The sequence below is a fragment of the Streptomyces sp. NPDC058157 genome, from assembly GCF_042884105.1.
Classification (GTDB): domain Bacteria; phylum Actinomycetota; class Actinomycetes; order Streptomycetales; family Streptomycetaceae; genus Streptomyces.
Map to the genome: position 1 here is coordinate 24,717 of NZ_JBHVUQ010000045.1, position 24,242 is coordinate 48,958.

General features: G+C 72.3%; 18 protein-coding genes. 9 read left to right on the top strand and 9 right to left on the bottom strand.

Annotated elements, in window-relative coordinates:
• Window positions 1–23 precede the first annotated feature (23 nt).
• The 3 genes from ACFVXK_RS14275 to ACFVXK_RS14285 are packed head-to-tail and all read left to right on the top strand — an operon-like array spanning window position 24 to window position 4,182.
• Window positions 24–1,229 carry a glycosyltransferase family 4 protein gene (locus tag ACFVXK_RS14275; protein WP_389611820.1) on the top strand — a complete coding sequence of 402 codons (1,206 nt, stop codon included), beginning with the start codon at window positions 24–26 and terminating at the stop codon, window positions 1,227–1,229.
• Window positions 1,226–2,959 carry a lipopolysaccharide biosynthesis protein gene (locus tag ACFVXK_RS14280; protein ID WP_389611804.1) on the top strand — a complete coding sequence of 578 codons (1,734 nt, stop codon included), beginning with the start codon at window positions 1,226–1,228 and terminating at the stop codon, window positions 2,957–2,959. Before ACFVXK_RS14275 ends, ACFVXK_RS14280 begins: the two co-directional genes overlap by 4 nt.
• Window positions 2,956–4,182: a hypothetical protein gene (locus tag ACFVXK_RS14285; RefSeq protein WP_389611805.1), complete on the top strand. Its 1,227-nt coding sequence runs from the start codon at window positions 2,956–2,958 to the stop codon at window positions 4,180–4,182. Before ACFVXK_RS14280 ends, ACFVXK_RS14285 begins: the two co-directional genes overlap by 4 nt.
• A 248-nt stretch (window positions 4,183–4,430) precedes the next feature.
• On the opposite strand, the gene ACFVXK_RS14290 is transcribed toward ACFVXK_RS14285, so the two are convergent.
• The gene (locus ACFVXK_RS14290) at window positions 4,431–5,162 is read right to left on the bottom strand and encodes a hypothetical protein (RefSeq protein ID WP_389611806.1); all 732 of its coding nucleotides are present in this window, start codon (window positions 5,160–5,162) and stop codon (window positions 4,431–4,433) included.
• 277 nt (window positions 5,163–5,439) lie between these two features.
• Between ACFVXK_RS14290 and ACFVXK_RS14295 the strand changes: the two genes are divergently transcribed.
• Entirely contained in the window at window positions 5,440–6,027 is a 588-nt protein-coding gene (locus ACFVXK_RS14295) for a pyridoxamine 5'-phosphate oxidase family protein (protein WP_389611807.1), read from the top strand.
• A gap of 7 nt (window positions 6,028–6,034) precedes the next feature.
• On the opposite strand, the gene ACFVXK_RS14300 is transcribed toward ACFVXK_RS14295, so the two are convergent.
• Window positions 6,035–7,210: an amidohydrolase gene (locus ACFVXK_RS14300; RefSeq protein WP_389611808.1), complete on the bottom strand. Its 1,176-nt coding sequence runs from the start codon at window positions 7,208–7,210 to the stop codon at window positions 6,035–6,037.
• Window positions 7,207–8,673 (bottom strand): MFS transporter, encoded by a 1,467-nt coding sequence (locus ACFVXK_RS14305; RefSeq protein ID WP_389611809.1) that lies wholly within the window; start codon window positions 8,671–8,673, stop codon window positions 7,207–7,209. The genes ACFVXK_RS14300 and ACFVXK_RS14305 overlap by 4 nt, the downstream gene beginning before the upstream one ends.
• A 305-nt stretch (window positions 8,674–8,978) precedes the next feature.
• On the opposite strand from ACFVXK_RS14305, the gene ACFVXK_RS14310 reads away from it, so the two are divergent.
• The gene (locus ACFVXK_RS14310) at window positions 8,979–9,947 is read left to right on the top strand and encodes an Lrp/AsnC family transcriptional regulator (protein ID WP_389611810.1); all 969 of its coding nucleotides are present in this window, start codon (window positions 8,979–8,981) and stop codon (window positions 9,945–9,947) included.
• A 12-nt stretch (window positions 9,948–9,959) separates the two neighbouring features.
• Here the strand turns inward: ACFVXK_RS14310 and ACFVXK_RS14315 are convergent, their stop codons facing one another.
• Window positions 9,960–11,471, bottom strand: a complete 1,512-nt coding sequence (locus ACFVXK_RS14315; RefSeq protein WP_389611811.1) for a hypothetical protein — start codon at window positions 11,469–11,471, stop codon at window positions 9,960–9,962.
• A gap of 90 nt (window positions 11,472–11,561) precedes the next feature.
• On the opposite strand from ACFVXK_RS14315, the gene ACFVXK_RS14320 reads away from it, so the two are divergent.
• Both ACFVXK_RS14320 and ACFVXK_RS14325 read left to right on the top strand, forming a co-directional pair.
• Window positions 11,562–12,101, top strand: a complete 540-nt coding sequence (locus tag ACFVXK_RS14320) for a WcaF family extracellular polysaccharide biosynthesis acetyltransferase (protein ID WP_389611812.1) — start codon at window positions 11,562–11,564, stop codon at window positions 12,099–12,101.
• The gene (locus tag ACFVXK_RS14325; protein ID WP_389611813.1) at window positions 12,098–13,267 is read left to right on the top strand and encodes a glycosyltransferase; all 1,170 of its coding nucleotides are present in this window, start codon (window positions 12,098–12,100) and stop codon (window positions 13,265–13,267) included. Before ACFVXK_RS14320 ends, ACFVXK_RS14325 begins: the two co-directional genes overlap by 4 nt.
• Here ACFVXK_RS14325 and ACFVXK_RS14330 read toward each other — a convergent pair.
• The 3 genes from ACFVXK_RS14330 to gmd form a co-directional block, all read right to left on the bottom strand.
• On the bottom strand, window positions 13,230–13,919 hold the full coding sequence (locus ACFVXK_RS14330) for a hypothetical protein (RefSeq protein ID WP_389611814.1): 690 nt from the start codon (window positions 13,917–13,919) through the stop codon (window positions 13,230–13,232). The two genes, ACFVXK_RS14325 and ACFVXK_RS14330, sit on opposite strands and share 38 nt — an antisense overlap.
• 74 nt (window positions 13,920–13,993) lie before the next feature.
• Window positions 13,994–16,768, bottom strand: a complete 2,775-nt coding sequence (locus tag ACFVXK_RS14335; protein WP_389611815.1) for a LamG-like jellyroll fold domain-containing protein — start codon at window positions 16,766–16,768, stop codon at window positions 13,994–13,996.
• Between the two features lie 257 nt (window positions 16,769–17,025).
• Window positions 17,026–18,039 (bottom strand): GDP-mannose 4,6-dehydratase, encoded by a 1,014-nt coding sequence (gmd, locus tag ACFVXK_RS14340; RefSeq protein WP_079429846.1) that lies wholly within the window; start codon window positions 18,037–18,039, stop codon window positions 17,026–17,028.
• Window positions 18,040–18,291: 252 nt separating this feature from the next.
• On the opposite strand from gmd, the gene ACFVXK_RS14345 reads away from it, so the two are divergent.
• Window positions 18,292–19,236 carry a GDP-L-fucose synthase family protein gene (locus ACFVXK_RS14345; protein ID WP_389611816.1) on the top strand — a complete coding sequence of 315 codons (945 nt, stop codon included), beginning with the start codon at window positions 18,292–18,294 and terminating at the stop codon, window positions 19,234–19,236.
• Between the two features lie 16 nt (window positions 19,237–19,252).
• Here the strand turns inward: ACFVXK_RS14345 and ACFVXK_RS14350 are convergent, their stop codons facing one another.
• Window positions 19,253–20,740, bottom strand: a complete 1,488-nt coding sequence (locus tag ACFVXK_RS14350) for a sugar transferase (RefSeq protein WP_389611817.1) — start codon at window positions 20,738–20,740, stop codon at window positions 19,253–19,255.
• Between the two features lie 381 nt (window positions 20,741–21,121).
• Between ACFVXK_RS14350 and ACFVXK_RS14355 the strand changes: the two genes are divergently transcribed.
• Window positions 21,122–23,398 carry a M4 family metallopeptidase gene (locus tag ACFVXK_RS14355; protein ID WP_389611818.1) on the top strand — a complete coding sequence of 759 codons (2,277 nt, stop codon included), beginning with the start codon at window positions 21,122–21,124 and terminating at the stop codon, window positions 23,396–23,398.
• 100 nt (window positions 23,399–23,498) lie between these two features.
• On the opposite strand, the gene ACFVXK_RS14360 is transcribed toward ACFVXK_RS14355, so the two are convergent.
• On the bottom strand, window positions 23,499–24,008 hold the full coding sequence (locus tag ACFVXK_RS14360) for a hypothetical protein (protein ID WP_389611819.1): 510 nt from the start codon (window positions 24,006–24,008) through the stop codon (window positions 23,499–23,501).
• Window positions 24,009–24,242 lie beyond the last annotated feature (234 nt).

Here is a 24,242-nt window from a genome sequence, read left to right on the forward strand (position 1 = left end):
CATCCGGCCACCGGCGGCTGTTGCTGGTTTCCACCAACTACGCCCCGGAGCACGCGGGCATAGGCCCGTACGCCACCCAGATCGCGGAGCACTGGGCGAGTTCCGGCCATGACACCCACGTCCTGGCGGGTATGCCGCACTATCCGGCCTGGTCCCTGGAGCCCGGGTACAAGGGGGCGCTGCGGCGCACGGAACAGCGTGCGGGGGTCACCGTGCACCGGCGCGCGCACACGGTGCCGGAGCGGCAGACCGCCGTGAAGCGGGCCCTGTTCGAAGGATCGATTCTGCTGCACGGGGCTGTGGCCCCGCCCCGGATGCCGAAGCCGCACGCGGTGATGGCCCAGATGCCCAGCCTGGCCGGCGGGGTGCTGGCCGCGCGGCTCGCCGCCCGCTGGAAGGTCCCGTTCGTCCCCGTGGTCCAGGACCTGATGGGGGCCGCGGCCGCGCAGAGCGGGATCAGCGGCGGGGACAAGGCGGCCGCGCTGGCCGGGCGGGCCGAGGCGTACGCCCTCAAGCGGGCCGCCCTGGTCGGCGTCATCCACGAGACCTTCGTGGACCGGGTCGTCGGCATGGGCGTGGCCCCGGGGCGGATCCGCGTGGTGCCCAACTGGTCGCACGTGCCGGAGCCCACCAAGCCCCGCGGCGAGACCCGCCGGCACCTGGGCTGGGCCCCGGACCAGACCGTGGTCCTGCACTCCGGCAACATGGGCCTCAAGCAAGGCCTCGAAGTCCTCGTCGGCGCCGCCCGGCTCGACCCCCGCGTCCGCTTCGTCCTGATGGGCGACGGCAGCCAGCGCGCGGCCCTCGCCGAACTCGCCGCCGACGTGCCCAACCTCGACATCATCCCCCCTGCCGCCGACGGGGAGTTCCCCGATATCCTCGCCGCGGCGGACGTGCTCGCGGTCACGCAGCACGCGGCCGTGCTGGACATGAGCGTTCCGTCCAAGCTCACCTCCTACTTCCAGGCCGGCCGGCCCGTCGTCGCCTCCGTCGCGGCACAGGGCGGGACCGCCCAGGAGGTGGAACGTTCGGGCGCCGGGGTGCTCGTACCGCCGGAGGACCCCGAGGCCCTGCTGGGGGCCGTCCGGGCCCTGGCGGAGGACCCCGGGGGCGCGGACGCGCTGGGCGCGGCCGGGCCCGTCCACGTGGCGGCCCACCTGAGCCGTGAGGCGGGCCTGGCCCGCATCGACGCACTGATCGACGAAGCACTTGGGGGTCCCCAGTCGTGACCGAGACGAACCGCCCGGCAGCGGCCCCGCCCGAGGACGAACCGGACCTCCTCAGGGACCAGTTCCGGCAGCTGCTGCGCTACCGCCGGCTGCTCGGCGCCGGCCTGGCCGTGGGCCTGCTGGGCGGCGTCTACCTCGGCGTCTCCACGGCCGACACCTACGTGTCCGTCGCGGACGTGGTGCTGCGCGCCCCCACCGACGACCCGTTCAACCCGAGCCTGGCGCCCGACAAGGCCATCAACATCGGCTCCGAGCGGCAGGTCGCCCTCTCCGGCTCCATAGCCGAGCAGGCGGCGAAGACCCTCGGCATCCCGGACAAGGGCGTCGCCGGGCTGCGCGCCGGCCTCCAGGTGACCAACCCGCCGCAGACGATGGTGCTCCGCTTCACCTACACCTCCTCCTCCCCCAAGGAGGCCGCCAAGCGGGCGAACGGCATGGCCCAGGCCTACCTGCACAAGCGGCAGGAAGCCCTCGACGTCACGCGCAACACGATGGTCAAGGGCTACGCGGACCAGCGCGACCCCGTCGCCAAGCAGCTCGACGACCTCGCCAAGCAGATCAACAACATGCCCGCGGGCACGGCCCGCGACGCGGCGCTCGGCTCGAAGACCGACCTCCAGAGCAAGGTCAACACCCTCAACAACAACATCAGCAAGCTCCAGGCCCTGGACATGACCCCCGGCCGGATCACCAGCCCGGCCACCCCGCCCGGCGCGCCCGACGGCCCGGGCCTGCCCATGTCCCTCGCGCTGGGCGCGGCCACCGGCCTGGCCCTCGGCCTGCTCGCCGCCTGGGTGCGGCTGGTCTTCGACCCCGCGCCGCGCTCCGAGGGCGACGTGGCCCGGTCCCTGCGCGCGCCCGTACTCGGCTACCTGCCCCGGGACAAGACGGGCGGCGGCCCGCTGCTCGCGGCCGGCGAGGCCGACCCTCGGCTCGCCGAGGAGTACCGCTCGGTGGCCTTCCGGCTGGCCTACGACTCCCGCTTCGCCGACCGGCGCCGGCTGCTGGTCGTCGCACCGCGCGGCAGCAGCGAGACGGCCGCCGCGGTGGCCGTGAACCTGGCCGCCTCCTTCGCCGAGACCGGCAAGGACGTCCTGCTCATCGAGGCCGACCTGCGCACCCCGGTGCTGGCCAGCCAGCTGCCGACGGACGCGGGCGGCCGGCCGCGCTGGAGCCGGCTGACCGCGGGCACGGGCGGCACGGACCTGCCGGGCGGCGGCACCGTCGGCGGGTCCGGGGAGTCCGAGTGGCCGGACGGGCGGCAGCTGGTGGTCGACGCCGGGGAGTCGGGCGCCTTCGACCTGATCCCGGGCGACCGGGTGCGCAACGTGGCCCGCGCCCTGACCTCCCCGCGCGCCACCCGGCTGATCTCCGAGGCCGACTCCCCCAACTCCACCGTCGTCGTGCTCGCGCCGCCGGTGCTCTCGTACGCCGACGCGCTCGCGCTCGTCGACCGCGTCGACGGGGTCCTGGTCGTCTGCGACCCGCGCGCGGTGCACCGCAGCGACCTCGCCCGGATCCGCGAGCTGATCAGCGGGGCGGGCGGGACCGTGCTGGGCGCGGTGCTGCACCACCCGCTGCCGGGGCAGAAGTCCAAGCGGGACACGTCCCCCGGCGCCGGGGCCGTCCAGCAGCCTCCCGCGCCCGCGCCGGACACGGACGGCGGGCGGCTGCCGGGCGAGGGCGGCGACACCGTCGCCCTGCGCACGGTCCGTTCGGGCCGGAGGTGAGCCGGCGGGGCCTCGCCGCGGTCGCCTCGGTCCTGGACCAGGCCGCCTCCAGCGCCACCAACATCCTGGTGCTGGTACTGGCCGCCCGGCTGTCCTCGGCGGCCGGCTTCGCCGACTTCTCGATGGTGTACGTCACCTTCACCGTGCTCCTCGGGCTGAACATGGCCTACGTCGGGCAGACCGTGGTGCTGGAGAAGGAGGCCGGCGGACGGCTGGGGGCGGTGTGCCGCTCCTCGGTGCTGTTCACGGCAGGGGCGGCGGGGGCGGCCGGGCTGGGGCTCGTGGCCGCCGGGCTGGTCGTACCGGGCGGCGGCGCCGGGTGGGCGTTCGTCGCGCTGGGACTCGTGCTGCCGCTGGTCCTCGTGCAGGACGGGCTGCGGTACTGCTTCTCCGCCCTGCGGGTGCCCGAGCGGGCGCTGGCCGCGGACGCGCTGCGGCTGGTGTGCGTGGTCGCGGCGCTGGCCGTGCAGCCGCAGGGGGCTTCGGCCGGGCGGCTGGTCCTGGTGTGGGGGGTGTCCGCGCTGCCCGCGCTGGGGCTGGGGGTGTGGCTGCTGCGCCCGTACGTGCGGGGGGTGCGCGGGGACGTACGGCCGTACCTGCGCCGGGGACACCTCGGGCAGCGGTTCGTGGTCGAGTTCGCGGTGGGCAACGGCTCCAGCCAGCTCGCGGTGCTCGGACTGGGCGCCTTCGCGACCCCGCTGGCGGTGGGCGCGCTGCGCGGGGCCACCACCCTGTTCGGGCCGCTGAACGTGCTGTTCAACTCCGCCAACGCCTTCGGCCCCCCGATCGTGGGCCGGGCGTCCGGCAAGCGGGGCGTGGTCCGGCTGACCGCCCTGACGGGCGCCGCCCTCGCGGTGGTCGGCGCCGGCTGGGCGGCCGTCCTGTACGCCCTGCCGGACCGGCTGGGCCGCCACCTGCTGGGCGACACCTGGGCGGCCGCCTCCGCCCTGCTCCCGGCGACGGGGGCGCAGTACGCGGTGATGGGCCTGGGCACCTGCGCCCTGCTGACCCTGCGGGTGCTGAACCCGAAGGCGACCCTCTCGCTCCAGGTGGTCTTCTCCCTGCTGTCGGTGGCCCTCCTCCTGGGCGGCTACGCCGCTTGGGGCGTGACGGGCGCCGCCTGGGGCCTGGCGGCCGGCTCGGCGGCGAAGGCGACGGCGGGCTGGCTCCGGGTGGGCCGACTGCGGATCCCGGCGGAGCCTGGGGTGACGGCGGCGGCTTGAGGCGGGGGCCGGCCACCTCCCCCTCGAGGGGTCCACGCCGGGCGGTGCCTGCCCACCCGCGCAGACGTCCCATCCGGGCCGACATCAGCCCTGATCGGGGCCGCCCCCGCGCACCAGATCGCTACGCGCTTCCCATTCTCGGCGTCGGACCGCCGTCTTGGGCCGATACCCGCCGCCTGTACTCCGGCCCGTTCGGTGGCCAGGGCGGCGAAGTCGGGCCGCGATGACCGCCTCTCCGTTGAAGCCGGTCAGAACTTCTCGGGCAGCGCGGTGCCGACCTCCTTGCCGTACCCGTACAGGTTGAAGACCTGTGCCGTCGCCCCTACGACCACCTTCACGCCGTCACCGGCCCCGCGCTCCCCGGTGAACGTGAAGGTCTGCGGGGTGTCCTTGCACGCGTAGGTCTCGTACTGCCAACCGTCGTTGCCGAACTTGAATCCGACTGTGGCGTACTGGGTCGTCATCGCGCCGGGGCCCTCCATGGCGTCCAGCTCACCCGTGACCACGTAACCGGTCGGACCGTCGGAGCGCACCTTGCCGTTGAACCGCACGTCGTACATCACGGTCCCGTTGCTGTCGGCGCTCTGGTACTCCGCCGCCACCGTCTGCCAGGGGCCGCCGGGGTAGACGGTGACCTTGGGCGCGTAGGTGTTGACGCCCGCGCTGGTGCCCTCGTTGAAGCCGATACGGAAGTCGACGGTCTCGTTCGCCAGGCGCGTCCCCGACCCGCTGACCGGGAACGAGGCTTCCACCCCGTCGTCGGGGAGCGCGTATTCCAGGTAGTGGAACACGTCCGAGGTTCCACCGGAGCCGAGGGCCACGGTGTTGCTGAATCCGGCGCCGGACCGGTGCAGGCCCATCGAGGCCTTCAGGGTGCCCCAGAACCGGTAGCCGGTGGCGCCGTCCGGCACCACCTCCCCATCGAACACCGCCTTCGACCCGTACGTGGTCCTGCCGACCTGAATCTGAACGCGCCCCATTGGCCACCCCTCCTCGCGTGCGCCGCCCCATCGGACAGCCACTATCAACATCTCGTCTTACTGCGAATCGAACGCTAAGCGATCAAGAAATTGAGCGGGGACTGTCAGTCATCATTCGCTCGATCGAGTGAATTGAGGCAGAAGGGGCCGCTGTGATGGGCCAAGTAGGCAATCCGGCCGAACGACGCCGCCACCGGACGCGTCGTCCGCGACCCCCTGGCGAACCCCTCGCATAGTCGTTAGACAAGCGAAAGGTTTCCTTACATAATACTTAGACATGGGAAAGACTTACGAACGTATCGACGGCCGGCTGCGCGAGTTCATAGAGCGGCAGCCCGTGTTCTTCACCGCGACCGCGCCCCTCACCGGTGACGGGACCGTCAATCTGTCGCCCAAGGGGCTCTCCGGGTCCTTCGCGGTGCTCGACGAGGAGCGGATCGCCTACCTCGACTTCGCCGGGAGTACCGCCGAGACCATTGCGCACCTGCGGGAGAACGGCCGGATCACGGTGATGTGGTGCGCCTTCCAGGGGCCGCCCAACATCGTCCGGGTGCACGGCCGGGGCGAGCCCGTGTTCCGGGACGACCCGCGTTTCAAGGAACTGCTCGCGCACTTCCCCGACATCGACCCGACCCTGCACGGGCTGCGCGCCATCATCGTGGTGACGGCCGACCTCGTGCGGGACTCCTGCGGCTACGGGGTGCCCTTCATGTCGTACGACGAGGACCGCGATCTGCACGGCAAGCGGTTCGCGCGCGAGGACGACGCCTCGCTGAGCGCGTACTTCGCCAAGAAGGACCACATCGCGCAGAGCATGGACGGCCTGCCCGGGCTGCCCCTCCCCCTGCCGCCGTCCGACTTCTGACCGGACCTCAGCCCCGCGCCGCCAGGCGGGAGAGGAGGCCGGCGCGGTGGAGGGGGTCCGTGGCGAGGTCGATGGTCGTCCAGGCCATGGCCAGGCCGCCGTCCAGGACGGCGCGGTCGGCGGCCGCGCCGATGCCGTAGCGGGTGAACTCCGGGTTGTGCATGATCGCGTCCCCGCAGTCGTAGCCGATCATCGGGTGGATGGTCGGCACGACGTGGGAGACGTTGCCCATGTCGGTGGAGCCGCCCCTCAGGGTCGGGTCGCAGTCCTGGACCCGGCGGCCCAGGTCGCGGGCGGCGGCCAGGTAGCGGCGGCCGATGTCGAAGTCCTGGCGCAGGTCGGCGTAGTCGTTGCCGACCGTCTCCAGGGCGAGTTCGGCGCCCGTGGCCAGCGCGCCCGCCTCGAAGCAGGCCCGTACGCGGGCCTGGAGTTCGGCGAGTTGCTCGGAGGTGACGGCCCGGCAGTCGTAGTCGGCGGTGGTGCGGGCGGGGATGACGTTCGCGGCCTCGCCGCCGCCGGTCACCACGCCCGAGACCACCGCGCCGGGCCGCATCTGCTGGCGGTAGGCGGCGATGGCCACCTGGGCGATCATCATGGCGTCGGCGGCGTTGACCCCGCGTTCGGGCATCGCGGCGGCGTGGGCGGCGCGGCCGGTGTAGCCGACCTTCCAGCTGCTGATGGCGAGCGAGCTCATGCCGACCGAGTCGGAGGGCGCTGCGTGGACCATCATCGCGGCGGCCACGTCGTCGAAGGCGCCCGCGCGGAGCATGTCCACCTTGCCGCCGCCGGACTCCTCGGCCGGGGTGCCGAGGAGCTTGACGGTGAGGCCCAGTTCGTCGGCGAGCGGGGCCAGGGCGAGGGCGGCGGCGACCGAGGCGGCGCCGTTGACGTTGTGGCCGCAGGCGTGGCCGATGCCGGGGAGGGCGTCGTACTCGGCGCAGATCCCGATGACGAGGTCCCCGCCGCCGGCGGTGGCGTCGAGGGCGGTGGGCAGTCCGTACGCCCCCCGGGTGACGGCGAAGCCCGCGCGTTCGAGGAGGTCGGCGATCCGGCGGGCGGAGCGGTGCTCCTCGTAGGCGAGTTCGGGGTCGGCGTGCAGGGCGTGGCTCAGGCCGAGGACCTCGTCCTGGCGGGTGGTCAGGTGGGCGCGGGCGCGCTCGCGCAGGGCGTTGAGGACGGTCATCGGGCGGCCCTTCCGGTGGTGGGGCGCGGGGAGCGGTAGAGGAGGCCGAGGGCGGCGCCCGCCAGGGCGACGGCGGTGCACAGGGTCCAGGAGACGGTGTAGGCGCCGAGCTCGGGGAGGGCCTGGCCGGCGGGGGTGCGGGCGGCGAAGACGGTGAGGACGGCGGCGGCGCCGACGGAGCCGCCGACGTTGATCAGCAGTTCGTTGATGCCGGAGCCGACCGAGGTCCGCTCGTGCGGTACGGATTCCACCGCGAGGGTGCGCGTGGAGTGCTGGAGGAAGCCGGTGCCGAGGCCCGCGACGGTCGTGCCGGCGAGGAACAGGGCCTGGTGGGTGTGGCAGGTGAGCGAGATCAGGTAGCCGGCGGCCATGAGGAGCGAGCCGGAGACGAGGGTGAGCCGGTCGGTGACGGCGGTGGCGACGGCGGGGGCCAGGAGGGCGCCGAGGGCGAGGGAGAGCATGTTGGGGAGCATCGCCAGGCCGGTGGCGAAGGGGTCGAGGCCGAGCCCGTAGCCGTGCTCGGCGGGACTGGTCCCCATGAAGACGGGGTTGGCGACCTGGAGCCCGATCATGCCGAAGGTGAAGGTGAGGGTGACCAGGGAGACGATGACGACGTTGCGGTGGCGGAACATCCGTACGTCGATCATCGGCTCGGCGGTGCGCAGTTCCACCCGCACCCACAGGGCGGTGACGAGGACGCCGCCGGCCAGGACGGCGAGGGTGCGGGCGGAGGTCCACTCCCAGCCGGGAGTGCCGCCGAGGCCGAGGCCGAGCATGAGGGCGACCAGGCCGAGGCAGAGGAGGAGGCCGCCGGCCCAGTCGATGCGGCCGCCGGGCCGGTGCGCGGACTCGGGCAGCAGCGGCCAGGTGACGGCCAAGGCGAGGCTGGTGGCGACGGCGGGCACCCACAGGGCGGCGGTCGGGCTGTCCACGGCCTCGGCCACGAATCCGCTGGCGACCAGGCCGAGGGCGATGCCGCCGACGAGGGCGGCGACCATGAGGCTGATGCCCCTCCTGCTCTCCCCGTCGCCGCCGTCGGCGGTGCGGGCGCGGTTGCGGAGGATGCCGACGAGGAGGGGGAAGAAGCCGGCGAAGGCGCCCTGGAGGATCTGGCCGGCGAGGAGGGTGCCGAAGGAGCGGCTGAGGCCGACCAGGACCGAGCCGAGGAGGACGATCGCCAGGTTCCAGCGGAGCACGCGCCGGTGGCCGTACAGGTCGCCCATGCGCGAGAGCACGGGGGTGAAGGCGACGCTGGCCAGCAGGTTGGCGATGCTGATCCAGTTGAGGTCGGCGGCGGAGACCTCCAGGGTCTCGGTGAGGCCGCGCAGCAGCGGGGACAGGAAGCCCTGGGTGATGCCGCTGGAGAGCTCGACGAGCGCGACGGAGGCGATCACGGCGGTGGCGGGGGTGGCGCGCACGGCGGGTCTGACGGGTCTGACGGGTCGGGCGTCCGTGTGCGTCATACGTACCACCTCAAGGGGAACGGCCGCCTGGGCCGGTGCAGGTTGGTTGGGGAGAGGAGGTCCGCCGCTCCCCCGTCGTCGGCCGGGGGAGCGGCGCCGTCCGCACCACAATGTCCGGTGCGCGCCGCGCCACGGGCAATACCGGCCCCCATAATCGGGTGAACGAGGCATTCGGGCGGGGGACGGCGGCGGATTCCGGCACCGGCGACCGGTCACGGGCGCGGTTCGGACACCTCCCGCGAGCGCGCCGCCGGTGTGCCGTACGGTCGCCCGGCCCCGTTCCCCACGACCTTCCGGAGGCAGCCGTGACCGCAGAGGCCCTCCCGGTGCTGGACGAGGTGGACCACCAGGTGCTGCGCGCCCTGCACCGGGACCCGCGGGCCGGTTTCGCCGAGGTCGCGGCGGCGATCGGGGTGCACGAGCGGACGGTGGCGCGCCGGCTGGAGCGGATGACGGCGGGCGGGCACGTCCGGTTCAGCGCCTCGCTGGTGCCCGAGTACCTGGGCGAGGGGATCACCGCCGAGCTGGCGGTGCGCTGCGCCCCCGGCCGGGTGCACGAGACGGCGCTGGCGCTGGCCCGGCGGCCCGAGACCCGGTCGGTGGAGGTGGCCACCGGCGCCCTGGAGGTCTACGCGGAGCTGCACGCGCCCGACCACGAGGCGCTGCTGGCCCTGGTGGACACGGTGGTCGGCCGGATGGAGGGGGTGGTGGACATCCACTCGGGGGTGGTGCTGCGGCTGCTGCTCACCGCCGCGGACTGGGCCCCGTACGACGACGAGCCGACGCAGGTGCGGCGGCTGGCGATGGCGGGGGTCCCGCTGCCGGAGCCGCTGGTCGTGGACGAGCTGGACCGGGCCCTGGTGGCGCTGCTGCACCGGGACGCCCGGATGTCGACGACCCGGCTGGCCCGGGAGCTGCGGGTCGGGGAGAGCACGGCGCGGCGGCGCCTGGCCCGGCTGATGACCTCGCACGTCCTGCACCTGCGGCTGCACGCGGATCCTGCGGTCCTCGGGTATCCGGTGGAGGCCCGGTTCCGGCTGGGGGTGGCGCACAGCCGGCTGGACGCGGCGGTCCGGCGGCTGGCCCGGGAGCCGGCCGTGCGGCACCTGGTGGTCACCACGGGCGGTGCGGCGCTGCTCGGCTACTCCAGCCACCGGGACATCGGGGACCTGCACGCCTTCACCACCCGGGTGTTTGCCGGGCTCGAAGGGGTCACATCGGCGGAGACGGCGCTGCTGATGCGGACGTACAAGCGGGCGGGCATCGCCGGCTGAGCGGGCGCGCGGCTACCTCAGGGTGGTGTTCCTGTCCGTGCGGTACGTGGCCACCAGCGCGAGGCACATCGCGGCGATGGCGACGCGCCCCGAGGCCTGCAGGAGCGGCCCGCGCAGCAGGATGAACGAGTACCCGGCGACGAGCGGCACCACCACCGAGATCAGGCTGCCGGGCGGTGAGCGGCGGGTGGCGCGCCTGGCGTAGCGGCGGTCGACGCGGGCGGCGGCGTAGCCGATGGCCAGCAGGCCGGCGCCCATGCCGAGGGGGCCGAAGTCCAGCCACAGCTCGGCCCAGATCGGGGAGGAGAGGTTGGTGTTGACCGTTCCCATCCACTGGCCGACCATCACGCCCGTGTCGCGCGGCTTGCCCGGCCAGACCGAGCGGGGCACCGCGAAGAGGACGGATCCGGCGAGCTGGCGGCCGTAGAAGTGGCCGGGGCCGGAGTTGGAGAAGGTGATGGTGTTGGCGAACATGCCGATCTGGTCGTAGTCCTTGAGCGCCATCGGCTCCAGGAAGGAGGTCGTCTCGACGGGCTTGTAGTTCTTCTCGTCGTAGCGGAAGCGGTCCGCGAAGGGGAAGACGAGGAGGGCGACGACCACGGCCATGGACAGCGCGACGCGGTACATGGCGGCGCTGACCGGGAAGAGCGTGAACAGCATCGCGAACATGACGGTCAGGAACCAGTAGCGCGGGTTGGAGACCGGGTTGTTGACGACGAGGTTGAGGGCGAGGAGCGCCGCCCAGGTGACGATGACGGAGACCTTGCGGCGGGCGTAGGTCGAGGTGACCAGCCAGCGCGTGTACAGCAGCATGGCGAGCAGCGCGGGCACGGTGCCGAAGCCGCGCAGCAGGGCCTGGCCTGCCTGGCCGTCGCCGTTGGAGACGCCCGCGTCCTGGATGCCGGCGATGATCTCCTGGCGGCTGGAGAAGAAGACGGCGGGGCCGCCCAGTTTGACGATGAACGCGGCGCTGCACACGAAGGCGACGGCGGTGAGGAGTTGGAGCCGGCGCCGGTGCGCCATGACGGGCCGGGGTTCCTTCGTGGAGCCGCCCGCGCGGCCGGCGGGGCGGTGGCGGGCGAGGAGCACGCCGACGTCGAAGGCGGTGCAGCCGAGGAGGACCAGGCCGATGGCGAGGGTGAGGTCGGAGCGGGGTCCGACGACGGGGGTCGGGACGCGGCCCAACACGGCCTGGGCGAGCGGGGCCACGCCCATGGCCATGTAGACGAACAGCCAGAAGGAGCCCTGGAGGAGCTTGCGGCGGCTGGTGAGCACCATGGCGGAGAGGCGGGCGCCCGCGTACATGGTGAGCACCAACTGGAGCCAGAACGCGGCGTCTTCCTGTCCGTCGCCGGACTGGGCGGCGACGAACACCGGGAGGAAGACGGTGAATCCGAGTGCGAGCGGTACGGACAGGGCGCGGGAGAGGAGGGTGCGCGGGGTGGTGACCCGACCCCACTGGGCCTCGTCCGCGGGTGCCGGGGGCGCCGCTTTCACACTGGGCGTGCGTATGTCCGTAGCCACCTTTGCCCCCACCCCATGTGCGTGATCCGCGCGCAGTCTAGTCTGAGCGTTCCGCGCCAGGGGAGGCGCGTGGGACGACGGGGGCGACCGGTGCGCAATCTTCCTGCCTTCACGCTGGCCGGATACGACAAGGGGCGGGGTCTGCTGACGCAGGCGCTGTGGTTCGCGGTGATGAACACCCTGTTCATGGCGTGGTTCTGCCCGGCCCGGCTGCGCGTGGCGCTGCTGCGGGCGTTCGGGGCGGAGATCGGCGAGGGGGTGCTGATCCGGCACCGGGTGCGGGTGCTGTGGCCGTGGAAGCTGAAGGTCGGCGACCACACGTGGATCGGCGAAGGCGTCTGGCTGCTCAACCTGGAGCCGGTGGCGATCGGTTCGCACGTGTGCCTGTCGCAGGAGTCGATGCTGTGCACCGGCTCGCACGACCACCGGGCCGCCGACTTCCGTTACCGCAACGCCCCGATCACCGTCGAGGACGGCGCGTGGGTGGCGGTACGGGCGACGGTGCTGGCGGGGGTGACGGTGGGCCGCTGCGCGGTGGCCGGAGCCGGTTCGGTGGTCCACAAGGACCTGCCCGCCCTGACCCTGCAGACCCAGGACGGCGGCCGCCGTCCGGTGGAGGAGCCCAAGTGAAGATCCTGCACGCCGTCACGCTGCACTCCCCCTCGCACGCCTTCGGCGGCCCGGTGCGGGTGGCCTTGAACCTGGCCAAGGGGCTGCGCTCGCGCGGTCACGAGGCGCGCCTGCTGGCCCTCGGGGAGGGCTTCGACCCCTGGCCGACGTCGGTGGAGGGCGTCCCGGCGAAGCTGTTCCCGGCCCGCCGGCTGCTCCCCCTGGGCTTCAGCGGGATGACCTCGCCGGCCCTGCTGGCCTCGGCGTCGCGGCTGGTCCGGGATGCGGACGTGGTCCACGTGCACCTGGCCCGCGACCTGGTGACCCTGCCTCTCGCCCTGGCGGCCCTGCGCGCGGGCAAGCCGCTGGTCCTGCAGACCCACGGCATGGTGGACCCGAGCGACAAGCTCCTGGCGAAGCTCCTGGACGCGCTGGCGGTACGCCGCCTGCTGCGCGGCGCGGACGCCCTCCTCTACCTCACCCCGCACGAGCGGACGGGCCTGGACGCGGTGGTCGGCACCCCGCCCCTCGCGCAGGCGGTCCGCCTGGTGAACGGCACCCCGTCCCAGGAGGAGCGGCCGCCGCTGAGCGGCCCGCCCCGGATCCTGTACTCGGCCCGCCTGCAGGCCCGCAAGCGCCCGGTGGACTTCGTGGACGCGGCCCCGGCGGTGCTCGCCGTCCACCCGGACGCGCAGTTCGTGGTGGCGGGCCCGGACGAAGGCGAACTCGCGGCGGTCCGGGCCCGGATCACCGCCCTGGGCCTGACGGACCGCTTCACCGTCCCCGGCGCCCTCTCCACCCCGCAGGTCCTGACGGAACTCCGCCGCGCCCACGTCTACGTCCTGCCGTCGGTGGACGAACCCTTCCCCATGTCGGTCCTGGAAGCCCTGTCGGTGGGCGTCCCCACGGTGGTCACCCACTCCAACGGCCTGGCCCGCGACATCACGGCCGCGGGCGCCGGCCGAGCCGTCGACCCGGGCCCGGAGGGAGTGGCCGAGGCGGTCCTCACCCTCCTCACCCCCTCCGAGAACACCGCGGCGTCGAAGGCGGCCCGCGAACTGGCTGCGGAATCGTTCTCCATGGACGCGGTCCTGGACACCCTCCTCGGGGTGTACGAGGACATCAGCCGCCAGGGTGAGGCGGGGGAACCTACGCCGGGAGCCAGGCGTAGCAGTTCGTCGAGGTGAAGGTGGCTGCGCCCGCGGGGATCGTGGCCTTGATCTGCTCGCCCGGCTTCGGGGGGGTTTCGGGGCCCGAGGTGAGGACCGTGCCGTCCTTCGACTTGGCTTCCCAGGTGCACGTCGTGGTCTGGGTGGCGGCTCGGTAGGTGCCGGGGGTGGGGTTCTCGCGGGAGCCGTCGGGGAAGCCCTTTTCCGCCGTGGCCAGGATGGGCTTCTGGTCGGGGCAGAGGTAGGAGATCGCGTCCCTGGCGCCCGTGACCTCGCCCGAGGCGATCGAGGCGGCCGCCGCGTCCTTGTCGCGCTTCGCGGTGCGCTCCACGCGCTGGCAGGTTTCCTGGCCCGTCTGGAGGACCGCCGCGGGGTCGGTCCTGTCCGGGACGCGGCCGCTCAGGTACTGCTTCTCGTTCGCCTTGAAGCTGCCCGTCTTCGGGGTGAGCTGCGCGTCCGGGAGGACCGGGCCGGTGGGCTTGGCGTTCGGGTCCGGGGTGGCCGGGGGTGCGGTGGCGTCCGCCGGGTCGGGGGCCGGTGAGGCGGCCGGCGGCTTCGGCTTGGCCGGGCCGGCCTCGGCCTTGGCGTCGCCGGAGGAGCTGCATCCCGTGAGGGTGAGGGCGGTGGCCAGGAGGAGGGCTGCGGACGCTGTCGCGGAGCGGAGGTGCATGGAGGGCTCCCGTGGGTGGGAAGGCGTACGGGGCCCGGCGGATGGTCGCGCCGGGCCCCGTGCGTCTCGGGTGGTTACTTCTGGCCGAAGGTGAGGATCAGCTGCGGAGCTGCGTCCGCGGCGGTCGACTCCGAGGACCAGAGCCACAGCGCGTCGGTGCCCGTGCTGGTCAGGCCGAGGCTGTAGCTGCTGCCCAGCACCGCGGAGACCGCGGCGGTGTCGAGCTCGACGTTCTGGATGGCCGAGCCGTCCGGCACGCCCGCGATGCTGCCGAGCGGGGTGGCGCCGAGGGTGGGCTTGGTGTTGAACGTGGTGCCCGCGCCGCTCCAGGTGCCGGTGACCGGGACCACGGAGACGGTGTCGGTGGTGCCGGCGCCGGTCTGCGTGGAGGTCTTGAACTGGAGGGAGGCGGCCTTCAGGACCTGCCCGGCCGGGGCGGCCGGGAGGGTGAAGCGCAGGTAGGACTCGTACGCGGAGCTGCCGCGGACCGCGAGCTGCGTGGAGGTGCCGTAGGCCGTGGCCGGGGCGCCCTGGTTGATGTAGGTGTCCTCGGCCGCGGGGACCTTGGAGACCGTGTCGGTCGGGGCCTTGGCGAGGTCGTAGTGGCTCTTGACCTGGGCCTGGGTGAGGGCCGTCGGGTAGACGGCGGTCTCGTCGATCTGGCCGGCGAAGAAGTTGCTCGTCGGGCGGTTCGGCCAGCTGTTGAGGTTGTCTCCACCCACGTGCCAGTAGCCGGCGTACGGGGTGGAGTTGGTGGCGCTGTTGGTGCCCTTGTTCTGGCCGTCGACGTAGAGCGTCATGCCGCCGGGGCCCTGGGTGCCGACGACGTGGTGCCACTTGTTGTCGTTGTACGTCTCGAACAGGCCCGTGGTGATGGTGCGGGTCGAGCCGTTGTAGACGCCGAAGGCGAGGCGGCCGGTGTTGGTCATGTACAGCTGCTTGTCGTAGGAGCCGCTGTTGTTGGCCGTGTTGTTGCCGAAGCCGATCAGCTTGCCGCCGCGCGTGGTGTTGGTCTTGAACCAGGTCTCGACGGTGAAGCTGCTGCCCACGAACTGGCGGTGGTCGCTGTACACCTGCTGGCTGGTGCCGTTGAAGCCCATGGCCGTGCTGGTGCCGCTGACGGCGCCCGGCGCCTGGTTCAGCGCCGGGGCGTTGACCTGGATGCCGCTGGTGTTGCCGCCGGCCGAGGAGTCGGCCACGTACGGGGTGACGGTGTCGTCGTAGCGCCAGTACAGGTTGGCGCCGTCGGTGCGGACCTTGTCCGGGTAGGCCTGGACCGAGGTCGGGACGGTGACGGAGGCGGTGGCCGACAGGGCGCTGGTGTTGCCGGCGCCGTCGGTGGCGGTCACCCGGTAGGTGTAGGACTGGCCGGCCTTGACGGTGGTGTCGGTCCAGGAGGCCTGGGGGCGCTCGAACTCCAGGGAGTCGGCGGTCATGGTCTGGATCGGGGTGGCCGAGCCGTTGCGGTAGATCCGGTACGTCAGCTTGCTGTCGTCCTGGTCGTAGCTGGTGCGCCAGCGGACCTGGACCTCGCCGGGCTTGACGCTGCCGGCGCTGGCGACCGGGGTGGTGGGCGCGCCGACGTCGCCGGTGTTGGCGAAGCGGGTCAGGCCGGCCTGCGGCTTGCCGTTGATCTGGGTGAACTCACCGCCGACCCAGAGGTACTTGACGTCCGCCTTCTCGGCGACGGCCATGACGCGCGGGCCGATGCCCTCGCCGATGCCGTCGTTGGCGGTGGGGTGCCAGCCGAGCTTGCGCGGGCCGCGCACGAAGCCGTCCACGGGGGCGGGGGGCGTGCCGGTGTGGTCGGTGGGCTGCGCCATCAGGAAGTTGCGCTTGCCGTCGGGGAACTCCAGCTCGGTGGAGCAGTCGTGGCCGTGCGAGGCGCTGTAGAGGACGCCGTCGTACGGGAGCACGAACTGGGTCGCGCCGAGGCAGCGGTCGCGCCACTTCTCGTTGAAGTCGAGGCCCAGGCCGATGCGGCCGTCGAAGACGCCGCCGCCGGAGCCCTCGTTGCCGGTGTAGTAGCCGGTGGCGTCGGCGGCGATGTCCTTGACGACCGAGTTCGACGGGATGTTGGAGTACGTCTTGGCGACCGCGCCGGTGGTCGCGTTGACGACCACCAGGGCGTGCGAGTTGGAGCCGTTGACGGTGAAGAAGTCGCCGCCGAGCAGGACGTTCTTGCCGTCGTTGCTGACCCTGATGGCACGGCCCGGCTCGTCCGCGTTGGCGGTGAAGGGCTTGAGGGCGCCGGAGGCGGCGTCGACCGCGGCGAACCGCTCACGGGTCTGGCCCTCGACGGTACCGAAGTCGCCGCCGACGTACAGGGTGTCGTCGGTGACGGCGAGCGCGCGCACGGTGGCGGGCACGGCGGGGTGGAAGGCGGCCTTGGGGGTGCAGGTCTCGATGTCGATGGCCGCGAGGCTGGAGACCGGGGTGCCGTTGACGGCGCCGAAGTAGCCGCCCGCGTAGAGGGTCTTGCCGTCCTTGGAGACGGTGAGCGCCCGGACGGTGGCGGTGCCGTCGCCGACGGTGAAGGCCAGCTTGCAGGGGGTGGGGTTGCCCGTGGCGGCGTCGAGCGCCACGAAGTTCACCGCGTCCTGCTCGGCGCCGCCGACGGCGTCGGGCGGGCGGACGGCCGAGAAGGTGCCGCCCGCGAAGACGGTGCCGTTCGCCTCGGCCATGGCGAAGACGACGCCGTTCGGCTGCCAGGTGGGCAGCTCGTCGGCCGTGAACGCCACTGGCGGCGTGATGGCCGACGCCGAGGGCATCAGCACCACTCCCATGCCGGCGCCGGCGCCGACCAGTGACAGGACGAGGGCAGCAGTCAGCCCTCTGGATCTACGCATTGGCCCCCCAGGGCAATCGCCCGGTCTGATGGCTGGAACTGTACGAACAGCCGTGTGTATCCGACGCAGACTAGGGCTCGGGTGAAGTCCCGGTCACCTCACTTGACCCTCTGCATACCAACTTGGGATCAACCGGGGTCAGTTCGGAGGGCTGCGGTCGGACGCACGGCAGGTTTGCCCCGGTCAGGGCCACGGAGCACCGCGGACATGACCGGGACATGCAAAACGTAGGCGGATCGTAGGCGAAATATACGGCCTCAGCGGTCGATGCGTACGGTGGCGCCCGCCAGTTGGTCCTCCACCTGCCGGACGTCCGCGTCGACCATGATGCGGGCCAGTTCGGGCACGAGGACCGTCGGCTTCCAGCCGAGGATCTCGCGCGCCTTGGAGGCGTCGCCGATGAGGGCGTCGACCTCGCTGGGGCGCTCGTACTTGGGGTCGTAGCGGACGTGCTCGTTCCAGTCGAGGCCGGCGTGGGTGAAGGAGGACTCGACGAACTCCCGGACGGTGGCGGCGACTCCGGTGGCGACCACGTAGTCGGTCGGCTCGTCCTGCTGGAGCATGCGCCACATCGCCTCGACGTACTCGGGGGCGTAGCCCCAGTCGCGGACGGCGTCGAGGTTGCCGAGGTAGAGGTGGTCCTGGAGGCCGGCCTTGATCCGGGCGACCGCGCGGGTGATCTTGCGGGTCACGAAGGTCTCGCCGCGGCGCGGGGACTCGTGGTTGAAGAGGATCCCGTTGACGGCGAACATGTCGTACGCCTCGCGGTAGTTGACCGTGGTCCAGTACGCGAAGACCTTCGCCGCGCCGTAGGGGCTGCGCGGGTGGAAGGGGGTGTCCTCGTTCTGCGGGGGCGGGGTGGATCCGTACATCTCCGAGGACGAGGCCTGGTAGATCCGGGTGTCGACGCCGCTGGCCCGGATGGCCTCCAGCAGCCGCAGCGCGCCGAGGCCGGTGACGTCGCCGGTGTAGAGGGGCGCGTCGAAGGAGACCCGGACATGGGACTGGGCGCCGAGGTTGTAGACCTCGTCGGGGCGTATGTCGCGCAGCAGGTTCACCAGGGCGACGCCGTCCGAGAGGTCGGCGTGGTGCAGGACGAAGGAACGGTTCGCCGTCTGCGGGTCCTGGTAGACGTGGTCGATCCGCTCCGTGTTGAAGCTGGAGGACCGCCGCACGAGCCCGTGCACCGTGTAGCCCTTCGACAGCAGGAGCTCGGCGAGGTACGAGCCGTCCTGTCCGGTGACGCCGGTGATCAGTGCGGTCTTGCCCATGGGTCCCCCTGGGGTCCGTTGTTGCTGTTCTGGTCGGGGCTTCGCCCCGGTGTGCGGTCTGTGGTGCGTGGTGCGACGGGCGGCCGGCTTCCCTTACGGCGTGGCCCGTGCTCCGGCGGCGTGACGGCGGGCCGTCCCGCCCGCGCCGCCGCGGCCTAAGCCCTCCGGAGCTTGGAGCCAGTCGGCGCGCGGCACCGGGCCGCCCGGACGGCCCCGGGGAGGCCGCGGCAGCGGACTGGCATCATCGGCGGTATGACTAATCCGCAGCCGCTTCTGTCCCCGCACGCCCGCGTCTTCGTCGCCGGACACCGCGGCCTGGTGGGGTCCGCGGTCGTCCGCCGCCTCACCGCCGACGGGTACGAGGTGCTCACCCGCGGCCGCGCCGACCTCGACCTGCGCGACGCCGCAGCGACGGAGGCGTACCTGAGGGACGTCCGCCCCGACGCCGTGGTGCTGGCCGCCGCCAAGGTCGGCGGGATCATGGCCAACAGCACGTACCCGGTGCAGTTCCTGGAGGACAACCTCAAGATCCAGCTCAGTGTCATCGGCGGCTCGCACGCCGCCGGTGTGGGCCGGCTGCTGTTCCTGGGTTCCTCCTGCATCTACCCCAAGCTCGCCCCGCAGCCCATCTCGGAGGACGCGCTCCTGACCGGACCGCTGGAGCCGACCAACGAGGCCTACGCCCTGGCGAAGATCGCGGGCATCGTGCAGGTCCAGTCGTACCGCAAGCAGTACGGCGCCTCGTACGTCTCCGCCATGCCCACCAACCTCTACGGCCCCGGGGACAACTTCGACCTCGAGTCCTCGCACGTGCTCCCCGCGCTGATCCGGCGCTTCCACGAGGCCGCCGCCGAGGGCCGCGACGAAGTGGTCCTGTGGGGCAGCGGCACCCCGCGCCGCGAGTTCCTGCACGTGGACGACCTGGCGGCCGCCTGCGCGGTGCTGCTGGAGCGCTACAACGGGGACGAGCCCGTCAACATCGGCTGCGGCGAGGACCTGACCATCAAGGCGCTGGCCGAGACGGTCGCCGAGGTGACCGGCTTCGCGGGCCGGCTCGCCTGGGACACCACCAAGCCCGACGGGACCCCGCGCAAGCTGCTCGACGTGTCCCGCCTGAACGCGCTGGGCTGGAAGCCGGGGATCGGGCTGCGCGAGGGCATCGCCTCCACCTACCGGTGGTGGCTGGACCAGAACTGACGTCAACGCCGGCCCCTCAGTACGCTCCGCGACCGTCGACGACGGCGCGGAGGGTACGGCCCATGACGTCGACGTCGCTGGTGAAGGACCAGTTGTCCACGTACTGGAGATCGAGCTGAATCGTTTCGTCCCAGGAGAGGTCGGAGCGTCCGCTGATCTGCCACAGCCCCGTCATCCCGGGCCGCACGGTGAGCCGGCGCAGCTCGACCTCGTCGTACTCCGCCACTTCCTCGGGCAGCGGCGGGCGCGGGCCGACCAGGGACATGCTGCCCGTCAGCACGTTGTACAGCTGGGGCAGTTCGTCCAGCGAGGTCCGCCGCAGCAGCCGCCCCACCCGCGTGACCCGCGGGTCGCGGCGCATCTTGAACATCAGCCCGTCGTTCTCGTTGGCCCCCGACAGCTCGGCCTTGAGCCGGTCGGCGTCCTCCACCATGGTGCGGAACTTCCACATGACGAACGGGACCCCGTCGCGCCCGATCCGGCGCTGGCTGTAGAAGGCCGGGCCGCGCGAGCCGAGGCGGATGGCCAGCACCAGCCCGAGGAACAGCGGTGACAGCAGGAGCAGTCCGGTCGCGGCCGCGACCCGGTCGAGCACCGACTTGAGCAGGGGCTGCGCCCCCCGCCGCACGGGCGGGGCGACCCGCAGCACGGCGAGCCCGCCGGCGGAGAGGGTCTCCAGCCGCTTGACGGAGACCTCCACCAGCCCGGGGAACACCGCCATCTCCAGCCCCTCGTCGTGCAGCGCCCACGCCACCCGGCGCAGCCGCTCCCCCGCGATCCGCGCCCCGGGTACGACCAGCACCAGGTCGGCGTGGTGACTGCGGACGGCGCCCAGTACCGCGGCGGAGTCCTCGGTCAGGGCCTCGGGCATCCGGGCGCCGAGCCGGGCCGCGACGGGCACGCCGCCTTCAAGGGCGCCTTCGCCGACCGGGAGCACGCCGACGACCACGTACGGGTGGTCGGTGCGGGCCGCGAGGTGGGCGATGACGTGTTCGGCGGCGGCGGGTTCGCCGACCACCAGGACCCGGCTGACGGCCTGGGCCTCGCGGCGGGCGGCGTGGAGGTGACGGTAGGTCAGTTTGCGGCAGGCGACGGTGACCAGGAGTGCGGGCAGCAGGGCGCCGAGGGCGGCGAGCCGGGGGGTGCTCTCCCCGGTGAGCACGCGGACGACGGCCAGGACGCCGATGAGAATCAGCCAGTCGTGCACGACGGGCAGCACTCCGCGGGATTCCCCGAGGGCCCGGGGGGCGTAACGTCGGCGCAGGGCCTGTACGCCGAACCAGGCGAGGGCCGCACCGAGGGCGCAGTACCCGGGCCTGGCCTGCTGCGCCGCGTCGAAGACCAGGCCGACGGGGACGGCCGCGCCGGCGAGGTCGGCGCACACGGCGACGGGCAGGTACCAGCGGGCCTTGTCACCGATGCGCCGCGCGGGGGCGTCCAGGGGCGCGTCCGCACCGCCGGCCGCGGCGGCCACTCTTTGCGCAGGAAAATGGACATGCCTCATGGGCCCCCCTGGCACGTGGTCTATGTCGGTGACGCTTGCCCGCCGCTTCCCCAAGCAACGAACATCTGTCGCACCGGGAAACAGTACGACAAACACCCGTACGGTAAATGCCGTTCGGGTGAACGGAGCCTCTTGTTACCCAAGGGTTAGCAACCGGTACCAACCGTTCCACGGGATGCCGAGTTCTTTCGCACACGAAGGTGAATGGTCCGGATACCGGATACGTCTCTTCGGACAACGAACCGTTTCCAGCCAACCTTTTGATGTGGCCCTGACATCGGACACTCCAGCTGGCACGCTCTGATCCGTTCATCGCACAGCCCTGATCTGCCCGGAGGCCCACCCAGCCATCCGGAACCCCCCTTGCAGAAGGAGTCTGCGTTGAGTCCCACCCCCCAGCGGCGTGCCACCGCGGCCGGCGCACTCGTAGCCGCGGCGGCCCTGGTCGCCGTAGGTATGCAGGCCGGTACCGCCACCGCCGCCGCCGACGTCACCGCGTCGCAGGCCCGCACGGCCGCCCAGCCCAACCCGGGCGCGGCCAACCTCGTACTCAGCGCTTCGGAGCGTGCGACGCTCATCAGCGAGGCCAACTCGACCACGGCGCAGGCCGCCAAGGCCCTCGGCCTCGGCAGCGGCGAGAAGCTGATCGTCCGTGACGTGTCCAAGGACGCCGACGGCACCACGCACACCACCTACGAGCGGACCTACGACGGCCTGCCCGTACTCGGCGGCGACCTGACCGTCCACGCCAAGGGCGGCGTCACCAAGAGCGTGACCAAGGCGACGCAGCACGAGATCAAGGTCGCGGACACCAACGCCACGGTCAGCACGACCGCCGCCGAGGGCCAGGCGGTCTCCGCCGCCAACTCCGCGGGCTCCAAGCAGTCCAAGGCCGACAAGGGCGCCCGCAAGGTGATCTGGGCGGGCTCCGGCGTCCCGGTCCTCGCCTTCGAGACCGTCGTCGGCGGCCTCCAGGACGACGGCACCCCGAGCCGCCTGCACGTGATCACCGACGCCAAGACCGGCGCGAAGATCACCCAGTGGCAGGCCGTCGAGACGGGCACCGGCAACACGCAGTACAGCGGCCAGGTGACCCTCGGCACCACCCAGTCCGGCAGCAACTACACGCTGACCGACGCCGGGCGCGGCGGCCACAAGACGTACAACCTCAACGGGGGTTCGTCCGGCACGGGCACGCTGTTCAGCAAGACCACCGACGTCTGGGGCAACGGCCTGCCCTCCAACAAGGAGACGGCCGGCGCGGACGCCGCCTACGGCGCCCAGCTGACGTGGGACTACTACAAGACCGTCCACGGCCGCAACGGCCTGCGCAACGACGGCGTGGCCCCCTACAGCCGGGTCCACTACGGCAACGCGTACGTCAACGCGTTCTGGGACGACTCCTGCTTCTGCATGACCTACGGCGACGGCGAGGGCAACAACAAGCCCCTCACCTCCATCGACGTGGCCGCGCACGAGATGACCCACGGTCTGACCTCGGTCACCGGCAACATGACCTACAGCGGTGAGTCCGGCGGTCTCAACGAGGCCACCTCCGACATCATGGCCGCCGCCGTCGAGTTCTGGGCCAACAACCCGACCGACGTGGGCGACTACCTCGTCGGCGAGAAGATCGACATCAACGGCGACGGCACCCCGCTGCGCTACATGGACAAGCCGAGCAAGGACGGCGCGTCCAAGGACGCGTGGTACTCGGGCATCAGCTCCATCGACGTCCACTACTCCTCGGGTCCGGCGAACCACTGGTTCTACCTGGCCTCCGAGGGCTCGGGCGCCAAGGTGATCAACGGCGTGAGCTACAACTCGCCGACCTCCGACGGCCTCCCGGTCACCGCGATCGGCCGTGACGCCGCCGCGAAGATCTGGTTCCGCGCGCTGACGGTGGGCTACTTCAAGTCGACCACCAACTACGCCGACGCCCGCGTCCAGACCCTGAAGGCCGCGGCCGACCTGTACGGCGCCGGCTCGGCCACGTACAACAACGTGGCCAACGCCTGGGCCGCCATCAACGTCGGCCCGCGCATCAACGACGGGGTCACCGTCACCGCGATCGGGAACCAGACCACCCAGATCAACACCGCGGTGAGCCTCCAGGTCCAGGCGACCAGCACCAACCCGGGCGCCCTGACCTACTCGGCGACCGGCCTGCCGGCCGGCCTGTCGATCAACTCCTCCACGGGTCTGATCTCCGGCACGGCGACCACGGCGGGCACGTCCAACGTGACCGTCACCGTCACCGACTCGGCGAGCAAGACGGGCACCGCGTCCTTCACCTGGACGGTCGGCACCTCGCTGCCGAGCGTCTTCGAGAACACGACCGACTACGCGATCAACGACAACGCGACGGTCGAGTCCCCGATCACGGTGAGCGGACGCCCGGGCAACGCGCCGGCCACCCTCAAGGTGGACGTCAACATCCTGCACACCTACATCGGCGACCTGAAGGTCGACCTGGTGGCGCCTGACGGCAGCGTCTACAACCTGCACAACCGCTCGGGCGGCAGCGCCGACAACATCATCAAGAGCTACACCGTCGACGCCTCCTCCGAGGTCGCCAACGGCGTCTGGAAGCTGCGCGTGAGCGACAACGCGACGCTGGACACCGGCAAGATCGACAGCTGGAAGCTCACCTTCTGACCCCTGCGGTCAGGAACCGAGCCGAACTGAACCACGGGGCCGCCCGGGAGGAATCCTCCCCGGGCGGCCCTGTCCCATGCGGCGGCCGGTCGGCGGCGGTTCAGCCGAGCGAGCGGCGGGCGGAGTCGAGGAAGGCCTTGTCGAAGACGACCCGGTCCTTGCCGCGCTCCTGGCGGGGCCGGGCGCGGTCCTCGTCGCCCCAGTCGTCGCGGTCGTGGCGGCCGTGGTGGTGGTCGTCGTCGGGCTTGAGGAAGACGGAGCGGGCGTTCAGGTCGTGCGCCCGCTCGCCCGGCCGCAGCACCTCCTGGGCCTCGCCGCCGCAGCTGTTGTCGCGGAAGACGAGGGCGAGGGAGTCCGTCTCGTTGCTCACCGCGAAGGCCGCGCGGTTGCGGCTGGTGCCCGTCAGGCGGTAGCAGGTGTCGTTGTCGGCCGGCTCGATCGTGCCGTGGCGGACGTCGCCGTCGTCGTCGGTGAAGCGGTAGTGGATCTCGCCGAGGGTGCCGTGGTCGTGGTCCGGGTCGGCGGCGGCCAGGGCCTGGCCGGAGATGGGGAGCAGCAGTGCGGTGGCTGCGAGGAGGGTGGCGGCCGTGGCCGTGGAGCGGAGTCGCATTGGCAGGGTCCGTTTCTCGCGGGGGGCGTCCGCGGGGCAGCCTAGGAGTCGGCCGGGATGCCGGAAGGGCGCCATGCGCCAGACGTTCGAAGGTTCACCCTCCTGCCCCGCCCGTCCCGCCGCTGCGCGGGGCGGGGTTCCCCTACCCGCCCCTCTCCCGCTCACCGGGGCAAGCCCCGGACCCCGGACGTGCGCTCCGCGCCCGTCGCCTCAAACGCCGGCGGGGCTATAGAT